Annotated in this window: 26 protein-coding genes; 12 read left to right on the forward strand and 14 right to left on the reverse strand. The window is 72.1% G+C overall.

Features of this window, described 5'->3' with window-relative positions; genetic code table 11:
* The first annotated feature begins 19 nt into the window (after positions 1 to 19).
* The 5 genes from LH044_RS21325 to LH044_RS21345 all read left to right on the forward strand — a co-directional run bounded on the left by LH044_RS21325 (position 20) and on the right by LH044_RS21345 (position 5,098).
* Positions 20 to 457 carry a VOC family protein gene (locus LH044_RS21325; protein ID WP_227757651.1) on the forward strand — a complete coding sequence of 146 codons (438 nt, stop codon included), beginning with the start codon at positions 20 to 22 and terminating at the stop codon, positions 455 to 457.
* Positions 458 to 559: 102 nt separating this feature from the next.
* Positions 560 to 970, forward strand: coding sequence for a DUF1801 domain-containing protein (locus LH044_RS21330; RefSeq protein ID WP_227757652.1), 411 nt, complete (start codon positions 560 to 562; stop codon positions 968 to 970).
* A gap of 279 nt (positions 971 to 1,249) precedes the next feature.
* Positions 1,250 to 2,242, forward strand: coding sequence for a TolB-like translocation protein (locus LH044_RS21335; protein ID WP_227757653.1), 993 nt, complete (start codon positions 1,250 to 1,252; stop codon positions 2,240 to 2,242).
* A 133-nt stretch (positions 2,243 to 2,375) separates the two neighbouring features.
* On the forward strand, positions 2,376 to 3,632 hold the full coding sequence (locus tag LH044_RS21340; RefSeq protein ID WP_227757654.1) for an alpha/beta hydrolase family protein: 1,257 nt from the start codon (positions 2,376 to 2,378) through the stop codon (positions 3,630 to 3,632).
* Complete coding sequence (locus LH044_RS21345; RefSeq protein ID WP_227757655.1) at positions 3,629 to 5,098, forward strand: amidase family protein; 1,470 nt, start codon at positions 3,629 to 3,631, stop codon at positions 5,096 to 5,098. The genes LH044_RS21340 and LH044_RS21345 overlap by 4 nt, the downstream gene beginning before the upstream one ends.
* Before the next feature lie 10 nt (positions 5,099 to 5,108).
* On the opposite strand, the gene LH044_RS21350 is transcribed toward LH044_RS21345, so the two are convergent.
* Together LH044_RS21350 and LH044_RS21355 are read right to left on the reverse strand one after the other, a co-directional pair.
* Positions 5,109 to 5,984 carry a DUF4349 domain-containing protein gene (locus tag LH044_RS21350; protein ID WP_227757656.1) on the reverse strand — a complete coding sequence of 292 codons (876 nt, stop codon included), beginning with the start codon at positions 5,982 to 5,984 and terminating at the stop codon, positions 5,109 to 5,111.
* A 318-nt stretch (positions 5,985 to 6,302) separates the two neighbouring features.
* The gene (locus LH044_RS21355; RefSeq protein ID WP_227757657.1) at positions 6,303 to 6,893 is read right to left on the reverse strand and encodes a hypothetical protein; all 591 of its coding nucleotides are present in this window, start codon (positions 6,891 to 6,893) and stop codon (positions 6,303 to 6,305) included.
* Between the two features lie 217 nt (positions 6,894 to 7,110).
* On the opposite strand from LH044_RS21355, the gene LH044_RS21360 reads away from it, so the two are divergent.
* The 4 genes from LH044_RS21360 to LH044_RS21375 all read left to right on the forward strand — a co-directional run bounded on the left by LH044_RS21360 (position 7,111) and on the right by LH044_RS21375 (position 10,070).
* Positions 7,111 to 7,701 carry a hypothetical protein gene (locus LH044_RS21360; protein ID WP_227757658.1) on the forward strand — a complete coding sequence of 197 codons (591 nt, stop codon included), beginning with the start codon at positions 7,111 to 7,113 and terminating at the stop codon, positions 7,699 to 7,701.
* A 53-nt stretch (positions 7,702 to 7,754) separates the two neighbouring features.
* Positions 7,755 to 9,287 carry an NAD(P)/FAD-dependent oxidoreductase gene (locus tag LH044_RS21365; protein ID WP_227757659.1) on the forward strand — a complete coding sequence of 511 codons (1,533 nt, stop codon included), beginning with the start codon at positions 7,755 to 7,757 and terminating at the stop codon, positions 9,285 to 9,287.
* A gap of 25 nt (positions 9,288 to 9,312) precedes the next feature.
* The gene (locus tag LH044_RS21370; protein ID WP_227757660.1) at positions 9,313 to 9,462 is read left to right on the forward strand and encodes a DUF1059 domain-containing protein; all 150 of its coding nucleotides are present in this window, start codon (positions 9,313 to 9,315) and stop codon (positions 9,460 to 9,462) included.
* A 107-nt stretch (positions 9,463 to 9,569) separates the two neighbouring features.
* Entirely contained in the window at positions 9,570 to 10,070 is a 501-nt protein-coding gene (locus tag LH044_RS21375) for a DUF427 domain-containing protein (RefSeq protein ID WP_227757661.1), read from the forward strand.
* 57 nt (positions 10,071 to 10,127) lie between these two features.
* Here the strand turns inward: LH044_RS21375 and LH044_RS21380 are convergent, their stop codons facing one another.
* Complete coding sequence (locus tag LH044_RS21380) at positions 10,128 to 10,709, reverse strand: dihydrofolate reductase family protein (protein ID WP_227757662.1); 582 nt, start codon at positions 10,707 to 10,709, stop codon at positions 10,128 to 10,130.
* A gap of 52 nt (positions 10,710 to 10,761) precedes the next feature.
* Between LH044_RS21380 and LH044_RS21385 the strand changes: the two genes are divergently transcribed.
* Positions 10,762 to 11,223, forward strand: a complete 462-nt coding sequence (locus tag LH044_RS21385; RefSeq protein WP_227757663.1) for a hypothetical protein — start codon at positions 10,762 to 10,764, stop codon at positions 11,221 to 11,223.
* A 39-nt stretch (positions 11,224 to 11,262) separates the two neighbouring features.
* Here the strand turns inward: LH044_RS21385 and LH044_RS21390 are convergent, their stop codons facing one another.
* The 4 genes from LH044_RS21390 to LH044_RS21405 form a co-directional block, all read right to left on the reverse strand.
* Complete coding sequence (locus LH044_RS21390; protein ID WP_227757664.1) at positions 11,263 to 12,342, reverse strand: hypothetical protein; 1,080 nt, start codon at positions 12,340 to 12,342, stop codon at positions 11,263 to 11,265.
* A 696-nt stretch (positions 12,343 to 13,038) separates the two neighbouring features.
* The gene (locus tag LH044_RS21395; RefSeq protein ID WP_227757665.1) at positions 13,039 to 13,608 is read right to left on the reverse strand and encodes a dihydrofolate reductase family protein; all 570 of its coding nucleotides are present in this window, start codon (positions 13,606 to 13,608) and stop codon (positions 13,039 to 13,041) included.
* Between the two features lie 49 nt (positions 13,609 to 13,657).
* Entirely contained in the window at positions 13,658 to 14,134 is a 477-nt protein-coding gene (locus tag LH044_RS21400; protein WP_227757666.1) for an SRPBCC family protein, read from the reverse strand.
* The gene (locus LH044_RS21405; RefSeq protein WP_227757667.1) at positions 14,131 to 14,469 is read right to left on the reverse strand and encodes an ArsR/SmtB family transcription factor; all 339 of its coding nucleotides are present in this window, start codon (positions 14,467 to 14,469) and stop codon (positions 14,131 to 14,133) included. The genes LH044_RS21400 and LH044_RS21405 overlap by 4 nt, the downstream gene beginning before the upstream one ends.
* A gap of 83 nt (positions 14,470 to 14,552) precedes the next feature.
* Here LH044_RS21405 and LH044_RS21410 point away from each other — a divergent pair, with 83 nt between their 5' ends.
* Together LH044_RS21410 and LH044_RS21415 are read left to right on the forward strand one after the other, a co-directional pair.
* Positions 14,553 to 14,909: an ArsR/SmtB family transcription factor gene (locus LH044_RS21410; RefSeq protein ID WP_374210648.1), complete on the forward strand. Its 357-nt coding sequence runs from the start codon at positions 14,553 to 14,555 to the stop codon at positions 14,907 to 14,909.
* Entirely contained in the window at positions 14,906 to 15,400 is a 495-nt protein-coding gene (locus tag LH044_RS21415) for an SRPBCC family protein (protein WP_227757669.1), read from the forward strand. Before LH044_RS21410 ends, LH044_RS21415 begins: the two co-directional genes overlap by 4 nt.
* A 40-nt stretch (positions 15,401 to 15,440) precedes the next feature.
* Here LH044_RS21415 and LH044_RS21420 read toward each other — a convergent pair whose 3' ends face one another.
* From LH044_RS21420 to LH044_RS21450, 7 genes are all read right to left on the reverse strand, one after another.
* Positions 15,441 to 17,195, reverse strand: a complete 1,755-nt coding sequence (locus tag LH044_RS21420; RefSeq protein ID WP_227757670.1) for a DNA polymerase — start codon at positions 17,193 to 17,195, stop codon at positions 15,441 to 15,443.
* A 51-nt stretch (positions 17,196 to 17,246) separates the two neighbouring features.
* Positions 17,247 to 18,332, reverse strand: coding sequence for a Gfo/Idh/MocA family protein (locus LH044_RS21425; RefSeq protein ID WP_227757671.1), 1,086 nt, complete (start codon positions 18,330 to 18,332; stop codon positions 17,247 to 17,249).
* A 38-nt stretch (positions 18,333 to 18,370) separates the two neighbouring features.
* The gene (locus LH044_RS21430) at positions 18,371 to 19,204 is read right to left on the reverse strand and encodes a DMT family transporter (protein ID WP_227757672.1); all 834 of its coding nucleotides are present in this window, start codon (positions 19,202 to 19,204) and stop codon (positions 18,371 to 18,373) included.
* A 71-nt stretch (positions 19,205 to 19,275) separates the two neighbouring features.
* Positions 19,276 to 19,617 (reverse strand): DUF2200 domain-containing protein, encoded by a 342-nt coding sequence (locus tag LH044_RS21435; RefSeq protein WP_227757673.1) that lies wholly within the window; start codon positions 19,615 to 19,617, stop codon positions 19,276 to 19,278.
* A 61-nt stretch (positions 19,618 to 19,678) separates the two neighbouring features.
* Entirely contained in the window at positions 19,679 to 20,137 is a 459-nt protein-coding gene (locus tag LH044_RS21440; protein ID WP_227757674.1) for an SRPBCC family protein, read from the reverse strand.
* A 58-nt stretch (positions 20,138 to 20,195) separates the two neighbouring features.
* The gene (locus tag LH044_RS21445) at positions 20,196 to 20,858 is read right to left on the reverse strand and encodes a class I SAM-dependent DNA methyltransferase (protein WP_227757675.1); all 663 of its coding nucleotides are present in this window, start codon (positions 20,856 to 20,858) and stop codon (positions 20,196 to 20,198) included.
* Between the two features lie 68 nt (positions 20,859 to 20,926).
* Positions 20,927 to 21,694 (reverse strand): SDR family NAD(P)-dependent oxidoreductase, encoded by a 768-nt coding sequence (locus tag LH044_RS21450; RefSeq protein ID WP_227757676.1) that lies wholly within the window; start codon positions 21,692 to 21,694, stop codon positions 20,927 to 20,929.
* Positions 21,695 to 21,731 lie beyond the last annotated feature (37 nt).

The raw sequence follows: 21,731 nt of genomic DNA on the forward strand, positions 1-21,731 counted from the left end.
CGGTCCCTAACCTCGGCGGATGGCGCTCAGGATGGACAACGTCGGGATCGTCGTCGAGGACCTCGAAGCGGCGATCGACTTCTTCCGCGAGCTCGGCCTCGAGCTCGAAGGCCGAGCCCCGGTGGAAGGGGAGTGGGCGGGGAGTGTCACCGGCCTGGGCGACCAACGGGTGGAGATCGCCATGATGCGCACGCCAGACGGCCACGGCCGGCTCGAGCTCTCGCGGTTCCTCGAGCCCGAGGTCATCGAGGATCACCGCAACGCACCCGTCAACGCACTCGGCTACCTGCGCGTCATGTTCGCCGTGGACGACATCGACGACACGCTCGCCCGGGTGACCGAGCACGGTGCCCAGCTTGTGAGCACCGAGGTCGTCCAGTACGAGTCGGCGTTCCGCCTCTGCTACATCCGCGGACCCGAGGGCATCCTCATCGGGCTCTCCGAGGCGTTGAGCTGAGCGTCGAACGTCGCCATCGGGGAGCCGAACGACGCTGTGTCGACCGGCGACCGCTCCGTGGACGGCCGGTGCCGTCGCCGGGTGTCGTGCGAGGATGAGCCGATGGCGGCGCCCAAGACCCGAGCCACCGACGACGATGTCACGGCGTTCATCGACTCGGTCCCGAACGATCGCCGTCGCGCCGACGCCCACACCCTTCGGGCGCTCTTCGAACGGGTCACGGGCGCCGACGCCAAGATGTGGGGCCCGTCGATCGTCGGCTTCGGCAGCCGCCCGTATACGAACACCACCGGCACGAACGACTGGTTCGTGGTCGGCTTCTCGCCACGCAAGACCGCCTCGACGATCTACGGCATCCACGACGGGGACGGTCCCGACGACCCGCTGCTGGACGAGCTCGGCCCGCACACCACCGGCAAGGGTTGCGTGTACGTGAAGGCCGTCGACGACGTCGACCGGGACGTGCTCGAACGTCTCGTGCGACGCGCCTGGGACGCCGAGGCAACCGACTAGGCGTAGCGCCACGGCCGCCTGCGGGACGTGCGTCGAGTGGGTCCTCGACGGTCAGGTCCACGCCCGGACACCAGGAACCGACTCGTCGTACGTCCCGTCATCTGGCCGTTCGACCTCAGCGGTCGGGAGGCGGCTGCGTTCGTGCATCGGGCCGCTGGCCCAAGAGCCCGATACCTGTGCAGACGGGAGGATTCCCCCTCGTCTGGGCAGCCCCGGCCCGTCATCCTGTGGGTGGCCGCGTCGCGCCCGCCCAAGCGGTGAGCGCGGCGCAGAAGGCGGATGGAGGCAGGGGTGCAGTACACGGGCGTGAAGGGGCCGCGAGCGGCCCGACGAAGAGTGTTCGCCGTCGCGACGGCCCTGGTGGTCGGCGCCGTCACCGCGTGTCAGCCGGGCACGTCGGCCCCGCCGCCGACCGTGCCGCTGCCTGCGGGCGCGACGGTCGTGGACATCAGCCCACCCGGCGGTGACCTGTTCCTCGAGTCCGAGGTGGGTTCGCCCTCCGTCGTCCTGTACGACCGGCTCTCCGGCGCCGGCGGCGACCTGTGGCTCTACGACGACAGCACGGGGACGACGGAGGACCTCGGGCTTCCGTTCACCGCGCGGGCGTCGGCGTCGAACGACGGGTCGGTCATCGTGTTCTCGTCGGCGGACCCGACGCTGCAGACCGGACCGCTCGCGGCGAACTGCAAGGTGCAACCGGCGCCGTTCACGCCGCTGCAGACGGCGTACTGCTCAGAGCTGTACCTGCTCGACCGCACCGACGGCACGACCCACCCACTGACCGGCGTCGGCGGGTCGTCCACCGTCAGCAGCACGTCGCCGATCGTCAGCGCCGACGGGACGACGGTGACGTTCTGGTCGGGTACCGGTCCGGTGGGGCCGCCCCCGGTGCGCCTCGTCATGGACCTGGCGACCGGTGCGGTGTCGCCGGCGCCGCCGCTGGAGGATCCGAACTCCTGGGACTACGGGCAGCTCCACCTGACGTGGACCTACGAGGACGGCCTGGTCCGCACCGACACGATCACGGGCGACGTCGAGCAACTGGCCCTCGGCGGGTCCAACACGCCGTGGGACCGGTCGTCCGATGGCCGGTACGTGGTCATGGGCAGCTACGCCGACGGATTCGACTTGCTGGACGTCGTGGACGGCAGCACGCGAGCGGTCCCGGTCCCGAACGTCGACGACACCGCGACCCGCTACGTCGGGATGCTCTACGTCGACGCGCCGGGCGCCGATCGGCTGATCGTCGGCGACATCCCTCCGGAGGCCTGAGCCGGACCGGGTCCTTCCTGGTCAGGATCGCGGGCGCTGCCGACGGCATCTCGTCTCCTGACCAGGCGGTTCGCTTCGACACCGGGCGGAGCACATCCGACGCGGGATCGGGCTGTGCGGGCAGGATGCGGGCATGCGCACCGACGACGACACTCGCACGCGCCCTTCCGGGCCTCGACGCCGCCCCGCTGAGCGGCGGCCCTGGGCGGCCTCTGCCATCGCAGCAGCGCTGCTGCTCGTCGTGGCGCTCGTCACGGGCGCCTGCGCCGACGACGACGGAGGCTCGGCCGACGGGGCCGACACCACCACCACGACCGCTGCCCGTCCGGGCGTGCCGGTCGTCGACGAGAGTCCCGACGACCCGGCGTTCGCGACGCCAGGGCCGTTCGAGGTGGGCGTGACCACCCTCGCGCTGCCCGATCGCAAGGTCGAGGTCTGGTACCCCGCCGCGGACGGGAGCACCGAGGGTCAGCCCGAGGCCACGTACAGCCAGCTCGACGCCCTGCCGGCCGACCTCGCAGCGGCCGCGCCGGCGTTGCTGCCGGCCGACGTGCCGATCTCGGCGCTCACGGTCACCATGGCCGACACCTTCCGCGATGTGCCCGGCTCGACCGACGGGCCGTTCCCACTCATGCTGTTCTCCCACGGATTCGGCTCCTACCGGATGGACGCCTCCGCGCTGGTGCGCGGCATCGCGTCGTGGGGCTTCGTGGTGGCCGCCCCTGACCACACCGAACGGGGCCGCGCGGCGATGGTGACCGGCGGGGCGAAGAGCGACACCGCCAAGGACGTCGCCGTCCTCATCGACACGATCACCCTCGTCGGCGACGCGACCGGACCGCTCGCCGGCCTTGCCGACACCGATCTGGTCGGCGCCGTCGGGCACTCGGCCGGCGGTCGTGCCGTGCTGACCGCGCTGTCGGAGCCGCAGGTCGATGTCGCGGTCGGCTGGGCCGCCGCTGGACGAGAGGACGGTCCGCCGCCCGAGAAGCCGTCGATGAACATCGCGGCGCGCAAGGACATCCTCGTACCGCTCGCCGAGGTGGAGGACACCTACGCCGGGCTCGCGCCGCCGAAGCGGCTCGTCGTCATCGACGGTGCAGGCCACAACTCGTTCACCGACATCTGCCTCGCCGTGGCCAACGGCAACGACCTGATCGGCCTGGCGGAGCGCGTCGGCATCAAGATCCCCGCCGAGCTGGCGGAGGGCGGCAAGGACGGGTGCAGCCCCGAGTCGACCCCGCCGGCCACCGTCTGGGCCATCACGCAGAACTTCACCGTGGCCGAGCTGCGTGAGGGTCTGGGTCTCGACGACAGCGGCACCGGTCTCGGCAAGGGGGTCGCCGACGAGTTCGACGCGACGATCGAGTACCGCCAGGAACTGAAGTGACCTCCGGCGACGACCTGGCGTTCGCCGACGCGACCGAGTGCGTCCGGGCGATCGGTGCTCGCGAGGTGTCGTCGCGCGAGCTGCTCGAGCTCCTCGTCGAGCGCATCGACCGGCTCGACGGTCCGGTGAACGCAGTGGTCACCCTCGACCTCGAGCGGGCGCGCGCCCGCGCCGACGAGGCGGACCGAACAACGGCTGCCGGCGGATCGTGGGGTCCGCTCCACGGCCTTCCGATGACGATCAAGGACGTCTGGGAGACCGCTGGGATCCGCACCACGAGCGGCGCTCCCGCCCTGGCGGAGCACGTGCCGGACACGAACGCCATCGCCGTCGCCCGGCTGCTCGACGCGGGAGCGATCGTGTTCGGCAAGACCAACACCCCGCTGTACGCCGGTGACGTCCAGACCTTCAACGAGGTGTTCGGAACCACCGGCAACCCGTGCGACCCGACGCGGTCGGCCGGCGGCTCCTCGGGTGGGGCGGCCGCCGCCGTCGCGGCAGGGTTCACCCCGCTCGAGCTCGGCAGCGACATCGGCGGGTCGATCCGTCTGCCGTCGCACCTGTGCGGCACGTTCGGACTCAAGCCGTCGTGGGCGATCGTGCCGTCGAGGGGTCACATCCCCGGGCCGCCTGGGTCGCTCCTCGAGGTCGACGTCAACAGCGGCGGTCCGATGGCGCGGTCGGTGCGCGACCTCTCGCTCGGGCTCGACGTGCTGGCGGGGCCGCTCCCGGAGGACGAGGTCGCGTGGCACCTCGACCTCCCGGCCGCCGACGTCGCCGACGTGTCCGACCTGCGCGTCGGCGTCGTGCTCGACGACGCGGCCCACCCTGTGGCCGCGGAGGTGCGCGACGTGCTGCGCTCGGCGTTCGACCAGCTCTCGGATGCGGGCGCGCTCGTCGAGGAGATCGATCTGCCGGTGCCGTTGCCCGACATGTATGCGTCGTGGCAGCGGCTGGTGCTGCCCATCATCGGCGCCGACCTCCCCGACGACGTCCGGGCGGAGCTCGAGGCCGTCGCGCCGGCGATGACCGGGGACGACACCGCCTCGCGGGCGTTGCGGTCGATGGTCGCCGACGTCCGGGACCGCGCCCGAGCCGACCAGGCCCGCCAGCTCCAGCGCCGACGCTGGGCCGCCGCCTTCGAGACCTACGACGTCGTGCTGTGCCCGGTGTTCCAGCTCGTCGCCCACCCGCACGACCTCCGCCCGATCGCCGAGCGCACGATCGAGATCGGCGGCGTGACCTCGATGTACGCCGACCTCATCGCATGGTGCGGCGGCATCGGCGCCATGCTGCTCCCCGTGGCCGCGATCCCGGCAGGTCGCACCGCCGGCGACGGCCCGGGCAGCGGGTTGCCGGTCGGCATGCAGGTCGTGGGCCCGTTCCTGCGGGACCGGGCGGTGCTCGCCGCAGCAGAGGCCATCACGAACGTGATCGGCGGCTTCGAGGTGCCGCCGGGCTTCTGAGCCGACCGCGTCAGACCGGAGGCTGGCCGGCCGGCGTGAGCGGGCGCCGACGACGGCGCGCCAGGACGATCGCGGCGACCGCCAGCGCGAGCACTGGCAGGAAGGGCACGAGGAACCCCGCCGTTGCGACGGCGGCGGCGAGCAGCGACGCCGCGACGTCGCGACCGGTGTCGAGCCCTCCGAGGAACGTGGGCAGCTCGTCGGCCGCCCTGTCGAGCGACTCGAAGGCCACGGTGATGGTGGAGAGCTCCACCTGGTCGGCCAGCGCCCGACGCTGGCCCTCCGTGGACTCGAGCTCCGCCTCCCGGCGGGTGAGCTCCGCCTCGATGGTGGCGATCTGGTTGACGTCGGTCGTCTGGGCGAGGAAACCGTGCAGGCGGTCCACGCTCGTGCGCAGCGCCGCGACCCGGCTGTCGAGGTCCGCGTACTGCGCCGTCACGTCGTCGCTCTGCACGTCCTTCGTGCGCACCTCGCCGAGCGCACCCAGCGCGTCGAGCGCAGCGTCGAACCGGTCCGCCGGCACCCGGTAGGTCACCGACGCCCGGCCGTCCCCCTCGAGGTCGACGTCCTCGGTCGCCGTGAAGCCGCCGATCTCCGACACGGCCGCCGCCGCTCGTTCGACGGCTCGATCCACCTCGTCGACGCCGAGCGATACGTCGGCGGTGAACGTCCGCTTGCGACCAGCGGCCGCGTCCTGTTCCACGGCGTCCGGCGAGACCACCGCCGGTGCCGCTGCGGCCCCGGCGGATCCGGAGTCCGCAGCGCCGTCTGGGCCCGTGGCCTCTCCGGCCGTGTCGGCATCGCCCGACGACGAGTCGTCGTCGAACCCGCTGCAGCTCACGGCAATCCCACCGGCCGCCAGCACCAACAGCACCACGACGGTCACGCGACGAGCGACGCGCGAGCGTCCTCGACTCCCAGAGATCGCCACGATCCCACCTCCCCTGTTCCGCACCTCGGTGCGCTCCCGTTCCCGCACCTCGCGGTGCGGTTCCGCGATCCTGCTCGACGGTTCCACGCCTGTGACGTCGCGGCACCGGCTGCGGTTCCCGCTCGATGGCCCTCCTCCGCATCGGGCGGCTCGGTCCGCCATCGATGCAGGCCGCAACGGTGCGGGCCCAGCCTGCGCCGAGCGTGTCCGCATGGTCCTCAGAGCGGGAGGGGAGTCGCGGGTGGTCAGGTCCCGGGGCGACGGGTGGGTGCCCTAGTCCACGAAGGTCGGGTAGCTGGGCACCAGCGCCCACGCCGTGATGATCAGCGCCAGCACGCCGAGGCCCAGCACTGCGATCGCCGGACGGGGCCAGTTCCGGCGGGCGGTGGGCATCGTCGCCCAAACCGCCCACGCGACGAACACGATGCCCGCGCACACCAGCGAGAACCGGAGCTCGACCGCGAGCTCACCGGCATCCGGGCCGAAGTACGGCGGCGCGTCGGGGCTGTCGGGCGGGACGGCCTGGCCGAGCGACAGCGCCGTCGCCGCAAGCGCGGCGGACACCAGGGCGAGGCTCGTCCCGCTCCACTCGAGTCGAACCATCCACACCGCGACGGCGTAGGTGGCGAGCCAGCACACGCCCACGAGGAACATCGGCATGGTCATGCCGGTCATCGTGAAGCTGGCCCCGTCCGAGTTGACCCGCCACGACACCACCGCCAGCACGCCGAGGGCGAGAAGGGTCAGGAGGCCCAGCAGCCGAGTGAGGTACTGGCCGGCGACCGACAGCTCGCGCCGAGGTGGTTCGGTTGCGGCGACCGGGACCGGAACGGCGGTCTCCCGGTGCTGAACGTCTCCCTCCACGTTCGCCACGGTGACACGACCGGGCTGGAAGCGCAACGGATGGCACACGACCCGGGAACCATCACCCTGGCGGACGATCCACGCCGGTCCAGAAGGTGCCGAGCTCCTTCGCGCGGACCGATGCGTCCTCCCCGTCCGGGATCTCGGACGGGGTCATGAGGCACCGTGTCGACCTGGGAGGAGTCGAGCTGCGCGATTGCGCGCTCGCCATCAGTTGATGAGCGAGCTCTCGAGCGTCCCCTCTGAGCGAGCCTCGCACCGGACCTTGATCGCGGCCGTGGCGGCCACGGCCGTCCTTTCCGTTGCCGGTGTGATCGCGGTCAACCCGTTCCCGCTCCTCGTCGCGTCGATCGCTGCCTTGGTCGCCGGTGGCGCCGGGATGATGGTGCTCGTCCGAGCATCTCGGACCCTCGAGCGGGCTGGAGCCGTGGCGACCATGGTCCTTGGCGGCCTCTTCATCGCCGCGGTGACGATCGCGGCCGTCGGGGCGCTCTGGATCCTCGCCATCGTGTTCTCGCTCGGCGAGCACGGTGGTGGCACGCCCTCCGAGTACCCATCGGAGTCGGCCTGCGACGCGATCACAACGGAGCAGGACGAGGCAGCGATCGACGGGATGACGCTCACAGAGGTCGAGGCCGCAGTGGCCCATCCGCTCACGCTGCGCGATCGGTACGCCGCGAGCGACGGGTCCCAGGTCGAGGTCTACGAGTGGCAGCAGTTCCGTAGCGAGAACGGATGCGACCAGTACGTGAGCTACGAGTTCCGGGATGGCGCGCTCGTCTTCCGGCGGTTCGGGCCGACGAGCTGAGATCCCGAGCGATCCGGGCGACCGATCGCTCTCGCAGTGCCAAGATGCGGCCCATGACCAGCGGGAACGGTGAGCACGGACCGCGGCCGCACATCCTGATCCTCGACGACCGGGATGGCGACCTCGACCTCATCGAGACGACCGTCCGCGAGCGCTACGGGAGCTCGTACGACATCTCGGCGGTCATGACCGCCGCCGCCGGGCACGCCGTCCTCGAGCAGCTGCGCGCCGAGGCGCAGCCGCTCGCCGTCGTGCTCATCGCTCGCCGGTCGATGGACGCAGACGGCACGCTCCTCACCGACGTCCGCTCGCTGCATCCGCGGGCCAAGCGGGTGCTGCTGATCGCCGCCGACGACTGGGGCCAGGACGCCACGGCCACCGCCATCCGCGCCGCCATCGCCGGGGGTGCCGCCGACAGCTACTTGGCCATGCCGTCCCGCTCGACCGACGAGTCGTTCCACCGGGCGATGAGCGGGCTGCTCTACGACTGGACCACCGCCGAGGAGGGGTCGGCCTACGTGGTCGCCGTCCGCGACGAGCCCGGTGGCCACCCGGTCGACGGACCGGATCGGACCTACGACGTGGCCATCGTGGGCGCCGGGCCCGCTGGCCTGGCGGCTGCGGTGTACGGCTCGTCCGAGGGCCTGGAGACCGTCGTCATCGAACGTGGCACCGTCGGCGGGCAGGCCGGCTCGAGCTCGATGATCCGCAACTACCTGGGGTTCTCCCGCGGCATCGGCGGCGCCGAGCTGGCCCGCCAGGCCTACGAGCAGGCGTGGGTGTTCGGGACCCGTTTCCTCACCGGCTGCGAGGTCGACGGCCTGGACGCGGGCGACGACTGCCACACGCTGCACCTCACCGACGGGCGCCTGATCGGGGCCCGGACGATCGTGCTCGCCACCGGCGTCACCTACAACCGGCTCGACGATCCGACGCTCGACTGCCTCGTCGGCAGCGGCGTCTACTACGGCGCCTCGCCGGCCGAGGCCCGCAACGTCGCCGACCAGCAGGCCTACCTGGTGGGCGCCGGGAACTCCGCCGGGCAGGCCGCCCTGCACCTGGCCCGTTGGGCCGCCCACGTCACCCTCGTGGTCCGCGGCGATGACCTGGCCAAGAGCATGTCGAAGTACCTCGTCGACGAGATCGAGGCGGCGACCAACGTGACCGTGCTGCTCCGCACCGAGGTGGTGGAGGGCGCAGGCGATGGTCAGCTCGAGTCGCTGACCCTCCTCGACCGCCCGTCGGGTGATCGGACGACCGTTCCCGCCGACGGGCTCTTCGTGCTCATCGGCGCCCGGCCCCACACGGACTGGCTCCCCGACGTGGTCGCCCGCGACGACCACGGGTTCGTCGTGACCGGCGCCGACCTCAGCCACGACGGTCTGCTGGGCGACTGGCTCCTGCCGCGATCGCCCCGCCCGCTGGAGACCAGCCTCCCGGGGCTGTTCGCCGTGGGCGATGTACGGTCACGCTCGATGAAGCGCGTCGCCTCGTCGGTCGGCGAGGGGTCGGGCGCCATCAAGGAGATCCACCGCTACCTCGAGAACCGGGCCAAGTGGGCGGCACTGCGTCGGGCCCCTGGGTGATCGAGACGACGAACGGAGCCACCCCATGACGTACGTGATCCGGTGCGACTGCGGCACCGACGTGAAGGGCGAGACCGAGGACGAGATCGTCGACAACGCCCAGGACCACGCCAAGAACAAGCACTCCATGATCGTCACCCGTGACCAGGCGCTCGCCCTCGCCGAGCAGGAGTAGCCGTCGGCCGGCACTGCGCGGCTCGGCGGCGGATCAGGGCGACGACGTGGCTCCGCTGCGCCGCCGGCACGACATGTCGTCGGTCTGGGTCGGGTAGGGGAGCGGGCGTGCCGCGTCCGAAGGCCATCGAACCGGGACCCGGCCAGGAATCGGTCTGGGACTACCCGAGACCGCCGGCGATCGAACCGACCTCGTCGCTCGTCCGGGTCGAGCACGGCGGCCGGACCGTCGCCGAGACCACCCGGGCCATCCGGATCCTCGAGACGAGCCAGCCGCCGGGCTTCTACCTCCCGCCCGACGACGTGGACCTCTCCGTCCTGGTCGCGTCCTCGACCGCGACCGCGTGCGAGTGGAAGGGCATGGCGTCCTACTTCGACCTCGCTGTTCCGGGCGTCCCGGTCGTCGCGGACGCCGCCTGGTCCTACCCGACCCCGACCCCGCGCTTCGCCGCCATCACGGACCACCTCGCGTTCTACCCGCAGTGCGTCGACGCCTGCTTCGTCGACGACGAGCGGGTCGAGGGCAACGAGGGCAGCTTCTACGGGGGCTGGATCACCTCGAAGGTGGTCGGACCGTTCAAAGGTGGCCCCGGCTCCTGGGGTTGGTAGCGCGTTCGTTCGTCTCAGCGGCTGACGGATCGGCGCGCCCGGCGCCGCCCGGGCCGGTCATCGGCGCACCGGGAATCGGAGGTGGAGCACCCGATCGCCCTGGACCACCACGTCCGGATCGCCCAAGAGGTGCTGCGCCTCGACCGATCCGAAGAAGCGCTTGCCGGACCCGAACACCACGGGGACGACGTCCATGCGCACCTCGTCCACCAGACCAGCGGCGAGCACCTGGCCGCCGACGTCGCCCGCGGCGACCTCGACCGTGCGGTCACCGGCGAGCTCCTGCGCCGCGGCCACCGCGGCCTCGACGTCGTCGACGAAGTGGAAGGGCGCCCCGGTGTCCCAGCCCTCGGGCTCGGGCCGGTGCGTCACGACGACCACGTGGTCGACCCCGCTCGGAGGTGTTCCGTCCCAGCCGTCCGTGAGGTCGAACACGTGGCGACCCACGATGGTCGTCCCGATCTCGTCCCAGTACGGCCGGATGTAGTCGTAGGAGGCTTGCGACACCTTCAGCACGCCGCTCCCGTCCAACGGGACGTCACCGCTGCCCAACCAGTCGAACAGCGGTCCGGGCAGGTCGTCGCCGTCCGCGATGAAGCCGTCCACCGACACCGAGCCGTACATGACCACCTTGCCCATGTGGCACTCCTCTGCGTGAGCTGCTCAACGTAGGCGTGTCGGGGAGGTCCCGATGCCTGATCGGCTGCGCGGTGCTCCGGATGGCAGGCTTGGCGTCGTGGTCGACGGTGGGGCTCCTTCGGTGGTGACCTCGCTGGTCGGGGTCTATGACGCGGACGGGACGTTGCGTGGGGAGCTGGCGTACGTGGCGGGGCGGATCCGAGGATCGGCTCATTGCGCGCTGTGCGACATCACGCATGGAGCGCTGAGGGAACGGCCTGGATGGCGGCGTTGTCGGGACGGGTTGCCCGTGCCGTTCGAGACGTTCCATCGGAACGACCAACCCGACGACCTGCGTCCGCTCACCGATGGTCGGCTCCCGCTGGTCGTGGCGCGGACCGATGCGGGCCCGCAGGTGCTGCTCGGTGCTGAGGAGCTGGAAGCCTGCGCGTCGTCGCCGGACCGGCTCGTGACCGCTCTCGATGCTGCGATGACGCGGCTCGGCCTGGGCTGGGAGCGGTCGAGCTCTCCGTGAGGGCCGTCGAGAAAGACCTGGGACGGTGGTGCCGAGCGGTCAGGGTGCGCCGACCGCGGCGCGCGGCACGAAGCCCAGCACGTTGACCTGCGCCGCCATGAGACCGTCCGGGCCGGACTCGTTCCAGGGCAGCGACAGCGCCTGCGGCGGCGCACCGTCGGCGTCGAAGTGCGCGTGCGGGACCGACCCGGGGCCGTAGATGCCGGTCACGCCGGAGGCCGCGGGCCACACGACGGCGCCGTTCGGGGCCATGGTCCCGTACCCGGTCGTCCCGAGCGGGCCGAGCTCACGCCGGTCGGTGCCGTCGGGGTCGACGGTCTCGAGCACCACAGTGCTGCCCGTGGGCGGCCAGGTCGACCAGTCCGATTCGCCCCAGCCCGAGACGATGCGGCCCTCGGCGGTCCAGCCGACGACGAAGCCGGCCTGGCGGACGATCGGCCACGTGCTGATGTCCGTGCCGGTGACGAGCTGCGGCTCGGCGCCGGGTTCGGCATCGAGCGTGTAGAGCTCCTGGTCCAGCACGAGCGCGATCGCGCCCGAGTCCGCTCGCCAGGCTCCGGGCATGATGCCGGCGTCGATCTGATTCCGCGTGACCTCGACGATCGTCTCGAAGGTCGTGGCGTCGAAGATCCGCAGCGTCGGCGGGCCGTCGAGCGGCTGGCGGACGCCGAACACCATGGTGCCGTCGGGCGAGAACGTCGCCCTGCCGAACATGTCCGTGTCGGGGATCTCGGTGCAGCTCACCGCAGCGACCGTGTCGCACATCTCGAGCCAGTGGTCGTCGAAGCTGACGCCGGCACTGCGGATCAGCCGCCCGGCCTGGTCGACCTGGCGCGCCGCGGTGTACATCGCGGTCAGGTCCCCGAGGTCCGTCGGGTCGAGCTCGCGGTGCCACGTGTCGGTCGACGCGTAGAGGCGGGCGGCGCCGAAGCCGCGGACCTCGACGATGGCCGCGAAGCTTTCCGCGCCGATCGGAGCAGCCGCCAGCCTGGGCACCGCCGGGAGCCCGCCGGGTTCGGTGGTCGTGGTGGTCCCCGGTCCCGGGTCGGGCGGCGGTGCGCACGCCCCGGCGACGAGTCCGGCCGTGACGACGGCCGCGGCGACCAGCAGCTTCCTCATGGTGTCCCCTCCCCGACGGGCCACCCCCTGACCCGTTCCGACATCGTGGCACACGGCCCGGCCGCGGCGACCGATCGGGCACCGCCGAGGTCGTCGCCCGCCGGCCGAGCGGGTCCCTGAGCGAGGCGTCAGGCCGGGGAGTCCTCGATGTCGGCGGGTCGTACCTTGAAGGAGCGAGGTCGGGCCTCTGTCGGGTGGGGGCACTCTCTTCCCTCCTGCCTCCACCTGGCGATCGGGCCCGCCCTCGCACTCCTACGACGGGGAGCGGCGCTGGTGACGGCTCGACCTCCGACCGGGGTGCCGGCGTCCGCGGACCCGGGCTGCATCGGCCGGATGGCAGACGGACGATCAGACAATCCGACGCCGTGATGATCGGTGGTCGCCTGTGGCGGGTACGCCGTCGACAGCGTCGAACGGCGCTCATGGAGGTGAGGGTCATGCTCGCAGTCACGATCACCGCACTCGCCGTCGCTGCCGCCGCGGTCCTGGTGGTCTCCCTGCTCGCCGGAGTCGGACTCGGGACGGGCATCGGCCGATCGGATCGGCCCCAGCCGCGACGTCTCGACGAGGTGGCCGCGCGGAGACGCCGGTCGGCCAGGAGCGGCTGAGCGGCCCGGTCGGGCACTTGCGACCTGTCGCTCGGACGGCGAAGTCGACGGGGTGCGATGAGCAGACGCCGTGCCGGGACGGGTCACGTCACGGCGCAGCGCGCGTGGGCCGGTACCGGACGGCGACCGCGCCGGACCGGAACTCCTGGCGATCGACGAGCTCGAGCTCGATGCGCTCACGCAGACCGGCGAGCAACGTCGGGCCGTGTCCGGCCAGGACCGGCTGCACGACGAACTCGTACTCGTCGATCAGACCCAGATCTGCCAACGCCAGGGGAAGGGTGACGCCACCCACCCACAGGCCGGCGCCCGGCTCCTCCTTGAGCCGCTGGACAGCTCGGCCCAGGTCGCCCTGCAACAGCTCGGCACGCCAATCGACGTCGCCCAGCGTGCTCGACACGACGTACTTCTCCGCCCCGTCGATGGCCTCGGCGAACGGGATCTGCCACTCGCCCATCCAGTCGGGCCACGTGCCCGTGGCCGGTCGCCGCCACGCCGACTCCATCATCTCGTAGGTCACCCGGCCGAACAGCAGGGCATCAGCTCGGTCCATCTCGGCGGTCCAGTAGTGCATGGACTCCTCGTCCGGCGGGAGCCCTGCCTCGTGGTGGCAGCAGCCGTCGAGCGTGACGTTGATCGAGTATCGAAGCGGTCTCATCGAGACGTCTCCCTTGCTACGGCCGCCCAGATGTCGGCGAACACGGCGGTCAGGTGGGACTGGGCGACACCGTCGCGAGGTGGGTGTCGAGCTGGGCGAAGCTCTGGCCCCAGCCCGCCTCGGTCGCTCCCGTCACGTGCGGCGGCAGCCACTGGCGCACCTCCAGGCGGGTGCGCCCGTCGGGCTCGTCGTGGAACTCGAACCGGAACCGCGTCTCGAACGTCTCGAAGCCCTCTGGAATGCGGCCACGCACGCGCATGACGCCGTCGAGCACCCTGGCCTCCGCCACGTCGGCGAGGTCGATGTGCACCTCCGCCCGGATGGACGGGTCGTCGGGGAACAGGGCCACGAAGCGCTGGTGGCCGCCAGGTCGGACGTCGAACTCCATCTCGTCGAGCGGCCGCACGCTGCCGGTCGGCCCCCACCATGCCGCCACCTGCTCCGGCTCGATGAAGGCCCGGTAGACGACGGCCCGGGGCGCATCGAACACGCGCGAGATGGACAGATCGGGCGGTTCGGTGCTCATCGGCGCTCCTCCTGTTGCATCGAAGCGAGGTGCGCGTCGAGGCGGTCGAAGGACGAGTCCCAGAACCCCCGGAAGCGCTCGATCCAGACGGCCGCCTCCCGGAGCGGCACGGCCTCGAGGTGGCTCCGCTGCCACTTCCCCTCACGCGAGCGGGAGATCAGGGCGGCGCCCTCGAGCACCTTGAGGTGCCGCGAGACGGCGGGCATCGAGATCGGCAGCGGCGCCGTGAGCTGCGTCACGGTGGCATCGCCGACGGCGAGCTCGGCGAGTATCGCTCGCCGGGTCGGGTCGGCCAGCGCCGAGAACACGAGGCTGAGCGGGTCGGTGGCGGTCACGCCGTTCACTTAACCAAGTTGTGAAGTGTTCCGTCAAGGTTCCCGCTTGCATCGAGCGACTCGAGGTGCGAACCTACAACCACATGGTTGTAGATCAGCTCTCCGACGCCGAGGTCGACCGCATCTTCCACGCCCTCGCCGACAGCACCAGGCGCGACATCCTCGCCCTGTCCGTCGACGGCGGCTACAGCGTGTCGGCGCTGGCCGAGCGCTACCCGATGAGCTTCGCCGCCGTGCAGAAGCACGTCGCGGTGCTCGAGGGCGCGGGGCTCGTCACCAAGGAGCGACGGGGGCGCGAGCGGATCGTGCGCACCGACGTCGACACCGTCCAGCGGGCCCGAGCGCTCCTGGATGGCATCGAGGAGCTCTGGCGGCAGCGCGTGGGCCGGATCGACGACCTGTTGGCGACCGAGAAGCGGACCACTGGAGGACAGCGATGAGCGTGACCAGCGTCGAGAAGGATCCGGAGGCCCTGACCATGACGGTCACGGCGCAGCTGGATGCCACGGCCGAACGGGCCTGGCTGCTGTGGGCGGATCCCCGGCAGTTCGAGCAGTGGTGGGGCCCGCCCGGCTACCCGGTGACCGTGGTCGACCACGAGCTGCGGACCGGCGGCCGGATCACCTTCTCCATGGCGGGGGACGAGGGTGAGCATCACGACAGCACCTGGGAGGTCCTGGCCGCCGAACCGCCCCACCGACTCGAGCTGCGCGACGCCGACGTCGACGAGGACGGCCGCCCGAACGACGGCAACTCGATGACCGTGATGGTCGTCACGATCGACGCGAACGACGGCGGCGCGGCGATGGCGATCCGCACGTCCTTCGACTCGCTGGAGGGCATGGAACAGGTCCTCGCCATGGGCGTCGAGGAGGGCATGTGCATGGTCCTCGACCAGATCGACGCCGTGCTGGCCGGCACGCCGGCGTGATCTGACAAGAGATGGGGTGGGCCCGACCTCCGGGTCGGGCTCACCCCTTCGCGTCGGCCCAGGTCGGGATGACCGCGGTGTCGGAGAGGAAGCGCACGCTCCGATCGGGAGCCCAACGGGCGGCCGCCTCCTGCAGGGCGTCGTCGACCATCGCCGCGGCGGCACCTGCGTGCTCGTCCGGGACGTGCACGAGGAGCTCGTCGTGCAGGCAGAGGACGACCTGCGCGTCGAGGTCACGGCCCCGGGCGCGCACCGTCACCGCCCACACCTTGAACAGCTCCGCCGCTGCGCCCTGGACCATCGCGTTGCGGCCGTAGCGTCCCCTCGCCGCCGCCTGCGAGCGTGCCTCGCGGTCGCCGATCGAGTCCGGTCCGCCCGGCTCGCCGAGCGCCGCCGAGCCGGTCCGGACCAGCCGCCCGCCGTAGGTCCTCAGGTCGTGGCCGACCTGCGCGGCACGGTCGGCGGCATCGAGGTACGCCATGGCGACGGGGTAGGACCGGCGCAGTCCGGCGAGAGCCCGACCGCCCTCGCCGGTGGTCTGGCCGTACATCGCGCCGAGCACCGCGACCTTCGCGATCGCCCGGTCGACGCCGAGCTCCGCCGCCACTGGCGCGTACAGGTCGTCGGCCTGGCTGGCGGCGGCGAGCGCCCGATCACCCGACACGGCGGCGAGCACCCGCGGCTCGATCTGGCCGAGGTCGGCGCGGACGAAGACATGACCGGGTTCCGCCACGACGCCGCCTCGCAGGTCGGCCGGCATGTTGTGCAGCCCCGCGGACGCGGTCATCCGGCCGGCCGCCCCGTCGGAGCCCGACCACTCACCACGGAACCGCCCGTCGGGCCCGAGGTTTTCGTCGAGCCACCCGTAGCCGAACGTGGTCTGGACGCGCTCGGCCTTCCGCCAGGCCAGCAGCGCGTCGACCAACGGGTGCGCGTCGCGGAGGCGCTCGAGCCGCCACGCCCGGGTGTCGGGGACTTCGACGCCGACCATGCGCAGCATCGACCGCACCTGGGACGGGCTGCGCAGGTCGAACCGGACGCCCTCCGGGACGTGACGGAGCACCTCCTCGTCACGGGCGTCCCGCAGTTCCACCGCCTCCTGCGGCGAACGCGGGCGAGGCCCGACGTAGGCGCTGATCCGGCCCTCCATCGCCGCTCGGTCCATCGGGAGGCCGCCGACCGTGAGCTCCGCGCACAGGAGCTCGGCGGTCGATTCGGCGTAGGCGGTGCGGAGCGCCATCGGCCGCTCGTCCCGTGCCGACACGTCCCCGACGGCCGCCAGCTGGAGGCGGGCGACGTCGGCCAGCACGCCCGCCCACGCGGCCATCCGGTCGGGCGAGGACGCCCACCCGCCATCGATCCACTCCGGGTCGAGGTAGCCGTCCTCCCTGAGGGGCCCGGCCGGATCGCCGTCGTCGGTCTGGTGGAACAGGTCGATCGGGTCAGGTGCGGGGAGATCGGCCGTGGGCAGATCGTGGAGGCGCGCCCAGATCCGGCCGGGGTCGGCGCGCCACCCACCGAACAGGAGCCGGTGGACCGCGGCGGCGTCCCACGACCTGGTGAGGCGGACGCCGTGGCCGGCGAGCGCGCCGGCCGTGGCCTGTGACCACAGCACCCAGCGCGGCCCGAGCTCACGGTCGATCCGGCCCACGACGTCGGCGGGTGCGACCGGCCAGTTCGTCGCCCACGTGGGGACGGCGACCGACAGCGATGCGTCACCGACCACCAGCGCGACGAGGTCGCCCGGCTCGATGCCGAGGGCGCGCAACTCGTCCACGGCGGCGTCGGCATCCACACGTCGACACTACGAGCGAACGTCCTGGCGCTCCGGTAGGGCAGCGGCGGCTCAGGACGATGGGACCGGCAGTGGACGGCCTGCCTCGTTCGACTCCAGCGCGGTGAGGAGGGCGACGAGGACGTGACGGGCGTCCTCGCCGGTGAGGTCGACGCGGTCGAGCCGACCGGTGAGGAAGCCGATGCCGGCGTCGGCCGACGCCCGGAACGCGTCGGGCGGCCGATCGTCGAGGTCGTGGAACGACCGGGTCTCGCCGTCGCGGTAGAGCACGAGCGCCGGCTCGGCGATGCCCTGGGCGCTGATGCGGTTGGTGCGCACGTAGCCGCAGGACCCGGTCACCTCGACGCGCTCGTCACCGGTGTAGTGCGAGGACCGCAGGTACATGTCGACGGCGAAGCCGATGTCGAGGACGCCGCGGACGCCGGTGCGGTGCTCCCACACCAGCGTGGACGGCGCGTCCATCTCGTAGCCGGGCGCGACCTCGGTGGTCCCGAGCCACCCGAAGACCCGCTCGATCGGGCCGAACAGCCAGGTCGCCACCGCGAGCTGGTGCCATCCGTGGTCGAACACGAGCATCCCCCGACCGTCCCGGATCTGGTCGAACTGCCACTCCAGGCTCTCCTGCGTGAGGTCCCACCCGCCGCGCCCGTTGCCGACGATCTTCATGCTCAGGTTGACCGGCGTGCCGATCTCGCCCTGGTCGATCAGCTGCTTCATCCGCACGAGGGGCGGGAAGTACAGGTAGTCCTCGAGGACGCGCAGCGTCGCTCCGGACCTCGCTGCCGCGGCCAGCATCGCGTCGGCCCCGGCGAGGTCCCGGGCCAGCGGCTTCTGCACCTGCACGTGGACCCCGGCGTCGAGCAGCCGGCAGACCACCTCGTGGTGCACGGGGGTCGGGACGAGCACGTCGACCACGTCGGGCCGCTGCTCCACGACCTCGTCGAGCGATGCGCACGGACGGGCGCCGGAGACCCTGCGTGCCCAGTGGTCGCGACGGCCCGGGTCCCGGTCGCACAGCGCGACCACGTCCACGTCGGGTCGGCCGAGGTACGGGGGGACGGCGAGCTCGGCGATCTGGCCGAGCCCGACGACGCCGAGCCGCACCGGACGGTCCCGGATGGGGAGCGGTGTCGGCATCCCGCATCCTCGCGCGGCGACACCCGTCGGCGACCGGCTCAGCCGAGTGCGATCAGCACGAGCCCGGCGAGCGCCACCACGACGCCCGCCTTCTGGACCCGCGTCGGGCGCTCGTGCAGGTACCACCAGGCGTGGCCGACGGTGAACCCGGGGGCGAGCGATGCGACGGGCGCCACGACGGCGGTGAGCCCGACACGGACCGAGACGAGCAGGAGCGCCGTGGCCGACACGTCGAACAGGCCCGAGGCGACGGCCTGGAGCCGCGGTGCCCGGTCGGCCCGCAACGACGTCCTCGTGATCGCGACCACGACGAACACCCCGGCCGCGGCCGCAGCCCGCGCGCTGAGGACGGGCCAGAAGCCGGAGTCGTGGTCGGTCGAGGCGAAGAGGACGAACGACGCGCCGAAGCCGACGCCGGCGGCGATGGCGAAGAGGAGCGCCCGCCGGTCGTCGTGGCCGTCGCCGTCGTCGCGCTCCCGGGCGATCAGCGCGCCGGCGACCACCGCCAGCGCGACGCCGCACAGCGCCACGGGCCCGGGCCGCTCGCCGGTGAGGAGGCCCCACGCCACCGGGATCGTGGCGCCGATGACAGCGGCGATGGGCGCCACCTGACCGATCCGGCCGATCGCGAGGCCCCGGAAGAGGCAGCCGAGGGCGGTGACGTTGACCAGGCCCGCGGCCGCGCCGAGCACGAAGTCCTCCGGCCGTGGTTCGCCACCGGCGAGTGTCGCGACGAGAACCGCGCCGACCAGAGCGCACACCTGCGCCGTGGCCAGGACCACGAGCGTCGACGCCCGGCGAGATGCGATCCCGCCGAGGAAGTCGCCCGACCCGAAGAGCGCTGCGACCAGCAGACCCACCAGCACAGCCACCGGCGCAAGCTAGGCGACGGCGCCCGCGACCTGGCGACCTTCCGGAGGCACCGCACCGCCAGCCCCGGTGGTCAGCTGCGGAGGATCTTCACCATGGCCTTGCCCTTGGCGAGCTCGTCCACGAGCTTGTCGAGGTAGCGGATCTTCTGCATGAGCGGGTCCTCGACGTCCTCGACGCGGACACCGCACACCACGCCTTTGATGGCCGCGGCGTTCGGGTTCAGCTCCGCCTGGGCGAAGAAGTCCTCGAACGTCGTGTCGTCGTCGAGTCGCCGGTGGAGCTCGGCGTCGTCGTAGCCGGTGAGCCACTCGATCACCTGATCGAGCTCGGCCTGCGTCCGCCCCTTCCGCTCCACCTTGGTCACGTAGTGCGGGTAGACCGAGGCGACGCTCGTGGTGAAGATCCGGTGCACGTCGGCAGGGTAACGGCTCGCCGCAGCGCCCGGCAGGAGCGGAACCGGGTGACCCGGCCGGTCAGCCCTCGAGGGCGGCGGCGAGGCGTTCGAGCGTGCCGCTCATCGTGGCCCGGTTCCGGGCTGATCGGTCCACGATGCCCGACATGTTCTGGCTGAACTCCAGCGCCGACTCCGGTCGCAGGTCCTCGGTCCACTCGGTCACCCGGCAGCCGTCCTCGGTGGGCTCGATCCGGTAGCCCCACGTCGAGAAGTGGAAGTCGAACATCGAGCACTCGAACGCGAACGCTCGGCCGGGATCGGCCTCGATCACCTTGCCCTGGCTGGTCCACTCGTTGTCGCCGTTGCGGTTGTGGCCGTCGAAGGTCGCGCCGACCGCAGGGCCGGTGACCCCGTCGTGCCACTCGCACGAGTGGCACTCCTCCGACCACTCGCCCATGCGGGTCACGTCGGAGATGGCGGCGTAGACCGCTTCCGGAGAGGCGTTGAAGTCCTTGGTGATCTCGATCCGTTCGGCCATGGCGGCATTCCACCAGAACGGCGCCCGCTCGACCGCATGGACGCGCGTCGCCCCGCCGTCAGCGGGTCGCGAACGCAAGGAACAACGGGTAGTCGTGGTCGTTCTTGCGCAGGTCGTACGCGTGCTCGAACGTCACGTCGACGAACCCCGCGTCGCGGAGCTGGCGGTCGAGCTCGGCCCGGTCGAAGCCGTGGTGGCCGCCGAAGCCATCGCCGTGGAACGAGCCGTCCTCCTGCTCGAGGTCGCACACCGCCAGGTGCCCGCCCGGCGACGTCATCGCCGCCAGGCCCGCCAGCACCCGCGGCAGATCGGTGACGTGGTGGAGGACCTGCACGGTGGCGACGAGGTCGAAGCGCTCACCGGGGACGCGATCGACGTCGAGGTCGGTCGTCCAGATCCGCGTCCCGGTCGGCAGCGTTCCCTCCGCGACCTTGGCCTCCATCGCGGCTCGCATGCCGGCCGAGGGGTCCGACACGGTGATCGGGCCCACGCGTGGTGCGAGGTGTTGGGCGACCAGACCCGTCCCTGCCCCGTACTCGAACAGCGTCGTCGCCGGACCGAGCTCGAGTCGCCGGTCGATGAGCTCGGCGACGATGCGGGCCCGCTCGACCTTCGCGGGGTCGTCGTCCCACGTCGTGGCCATCTCGTCGAAGTCGCCGTGGGCGTGGCCGCCGTGATCGTGCTCACCGTGGTCGTGCTCGCCGTGCCCGTGGTCGTTCACGGCGCCTGACGGTACCGGCGCCCGCCGCGCCGGGTCGGGCGGCATCGCCTCCGCTCCGCGGCCCGGGGTCAGCCGGCGTCGACGCCTGTCAGCCCTTCGAGCGTGGCGAGCACAGCGTCCTGGAACGGTGGCTGCTCCGCAGCCGGAGCCGGCGACTGCCGTGCGCGGTGGTGCCAGTACCCGCCCGAGACAGCGGCCTCGGCGTCGTCGCTCACCGCGAGCCACGTCTGGGTGAGGTGGCCGAGCTCGAGGTCATCCGGCGCCGAGGGTCCGCCCATGCGGGTCGGGACCCACCCCGGATCGACCACGTTGATCCGCTGATCGGGACGCCGGCGGGCGAGCGCCAGGGCGAACGTGGTCAGGAGCAGCTTGCTGTCGCAGTACGCCTGGACGCCGCTCCACGGACGGGCCGTCCAGTCCACGTCGTCGAGGGAGGTGTCCCCGCTGAGGTGCATCCCGCTGCTGAGGTAGACGAGCCGGGTCGGGTGTTCGATCCACGAGGTGAGCAGGAACGGCGCGAGGACGTTGACCGCGAACGTGCGGGCGTGGCCCTGCGGCGTGGCGATCCGCTCCGGGTCGATGTAGACGCCGGCGTTGTGGATGATCGCGTCGAGCGCGCCGATGGCGTTCGCCTGGTCGGCCACCTGACGGACCTCGTCGAGGTCGGCGAGATCGCCGATCACGACGCCGACGGCCCGGGCCGAGAGATCGGCGACGTCGCCGGCTCGGCTCGTGCTCCGGGCGTGCAGCACGACCTCGTGGCCCTCGTCGAGGAGCTGACGAGCCGCCGCTTCGCCGAGCCCGGTCGTCGACCCGGTGATCAGGACGCGAGCCACGCTCGCCCCGGTGCGCCAGTGCCGGCCACCACCGCTC

The sequence above is a fragment of the Dermatobacter hominis genome, from assembly GCF_020715685.1.
Classification (GTDB): Bacteria; Actinomycetota; Acidimicrobiia; order Acidimicrobiales; family Microtrichaceae; genus Dermatobacter; species Dermatobacter hominis.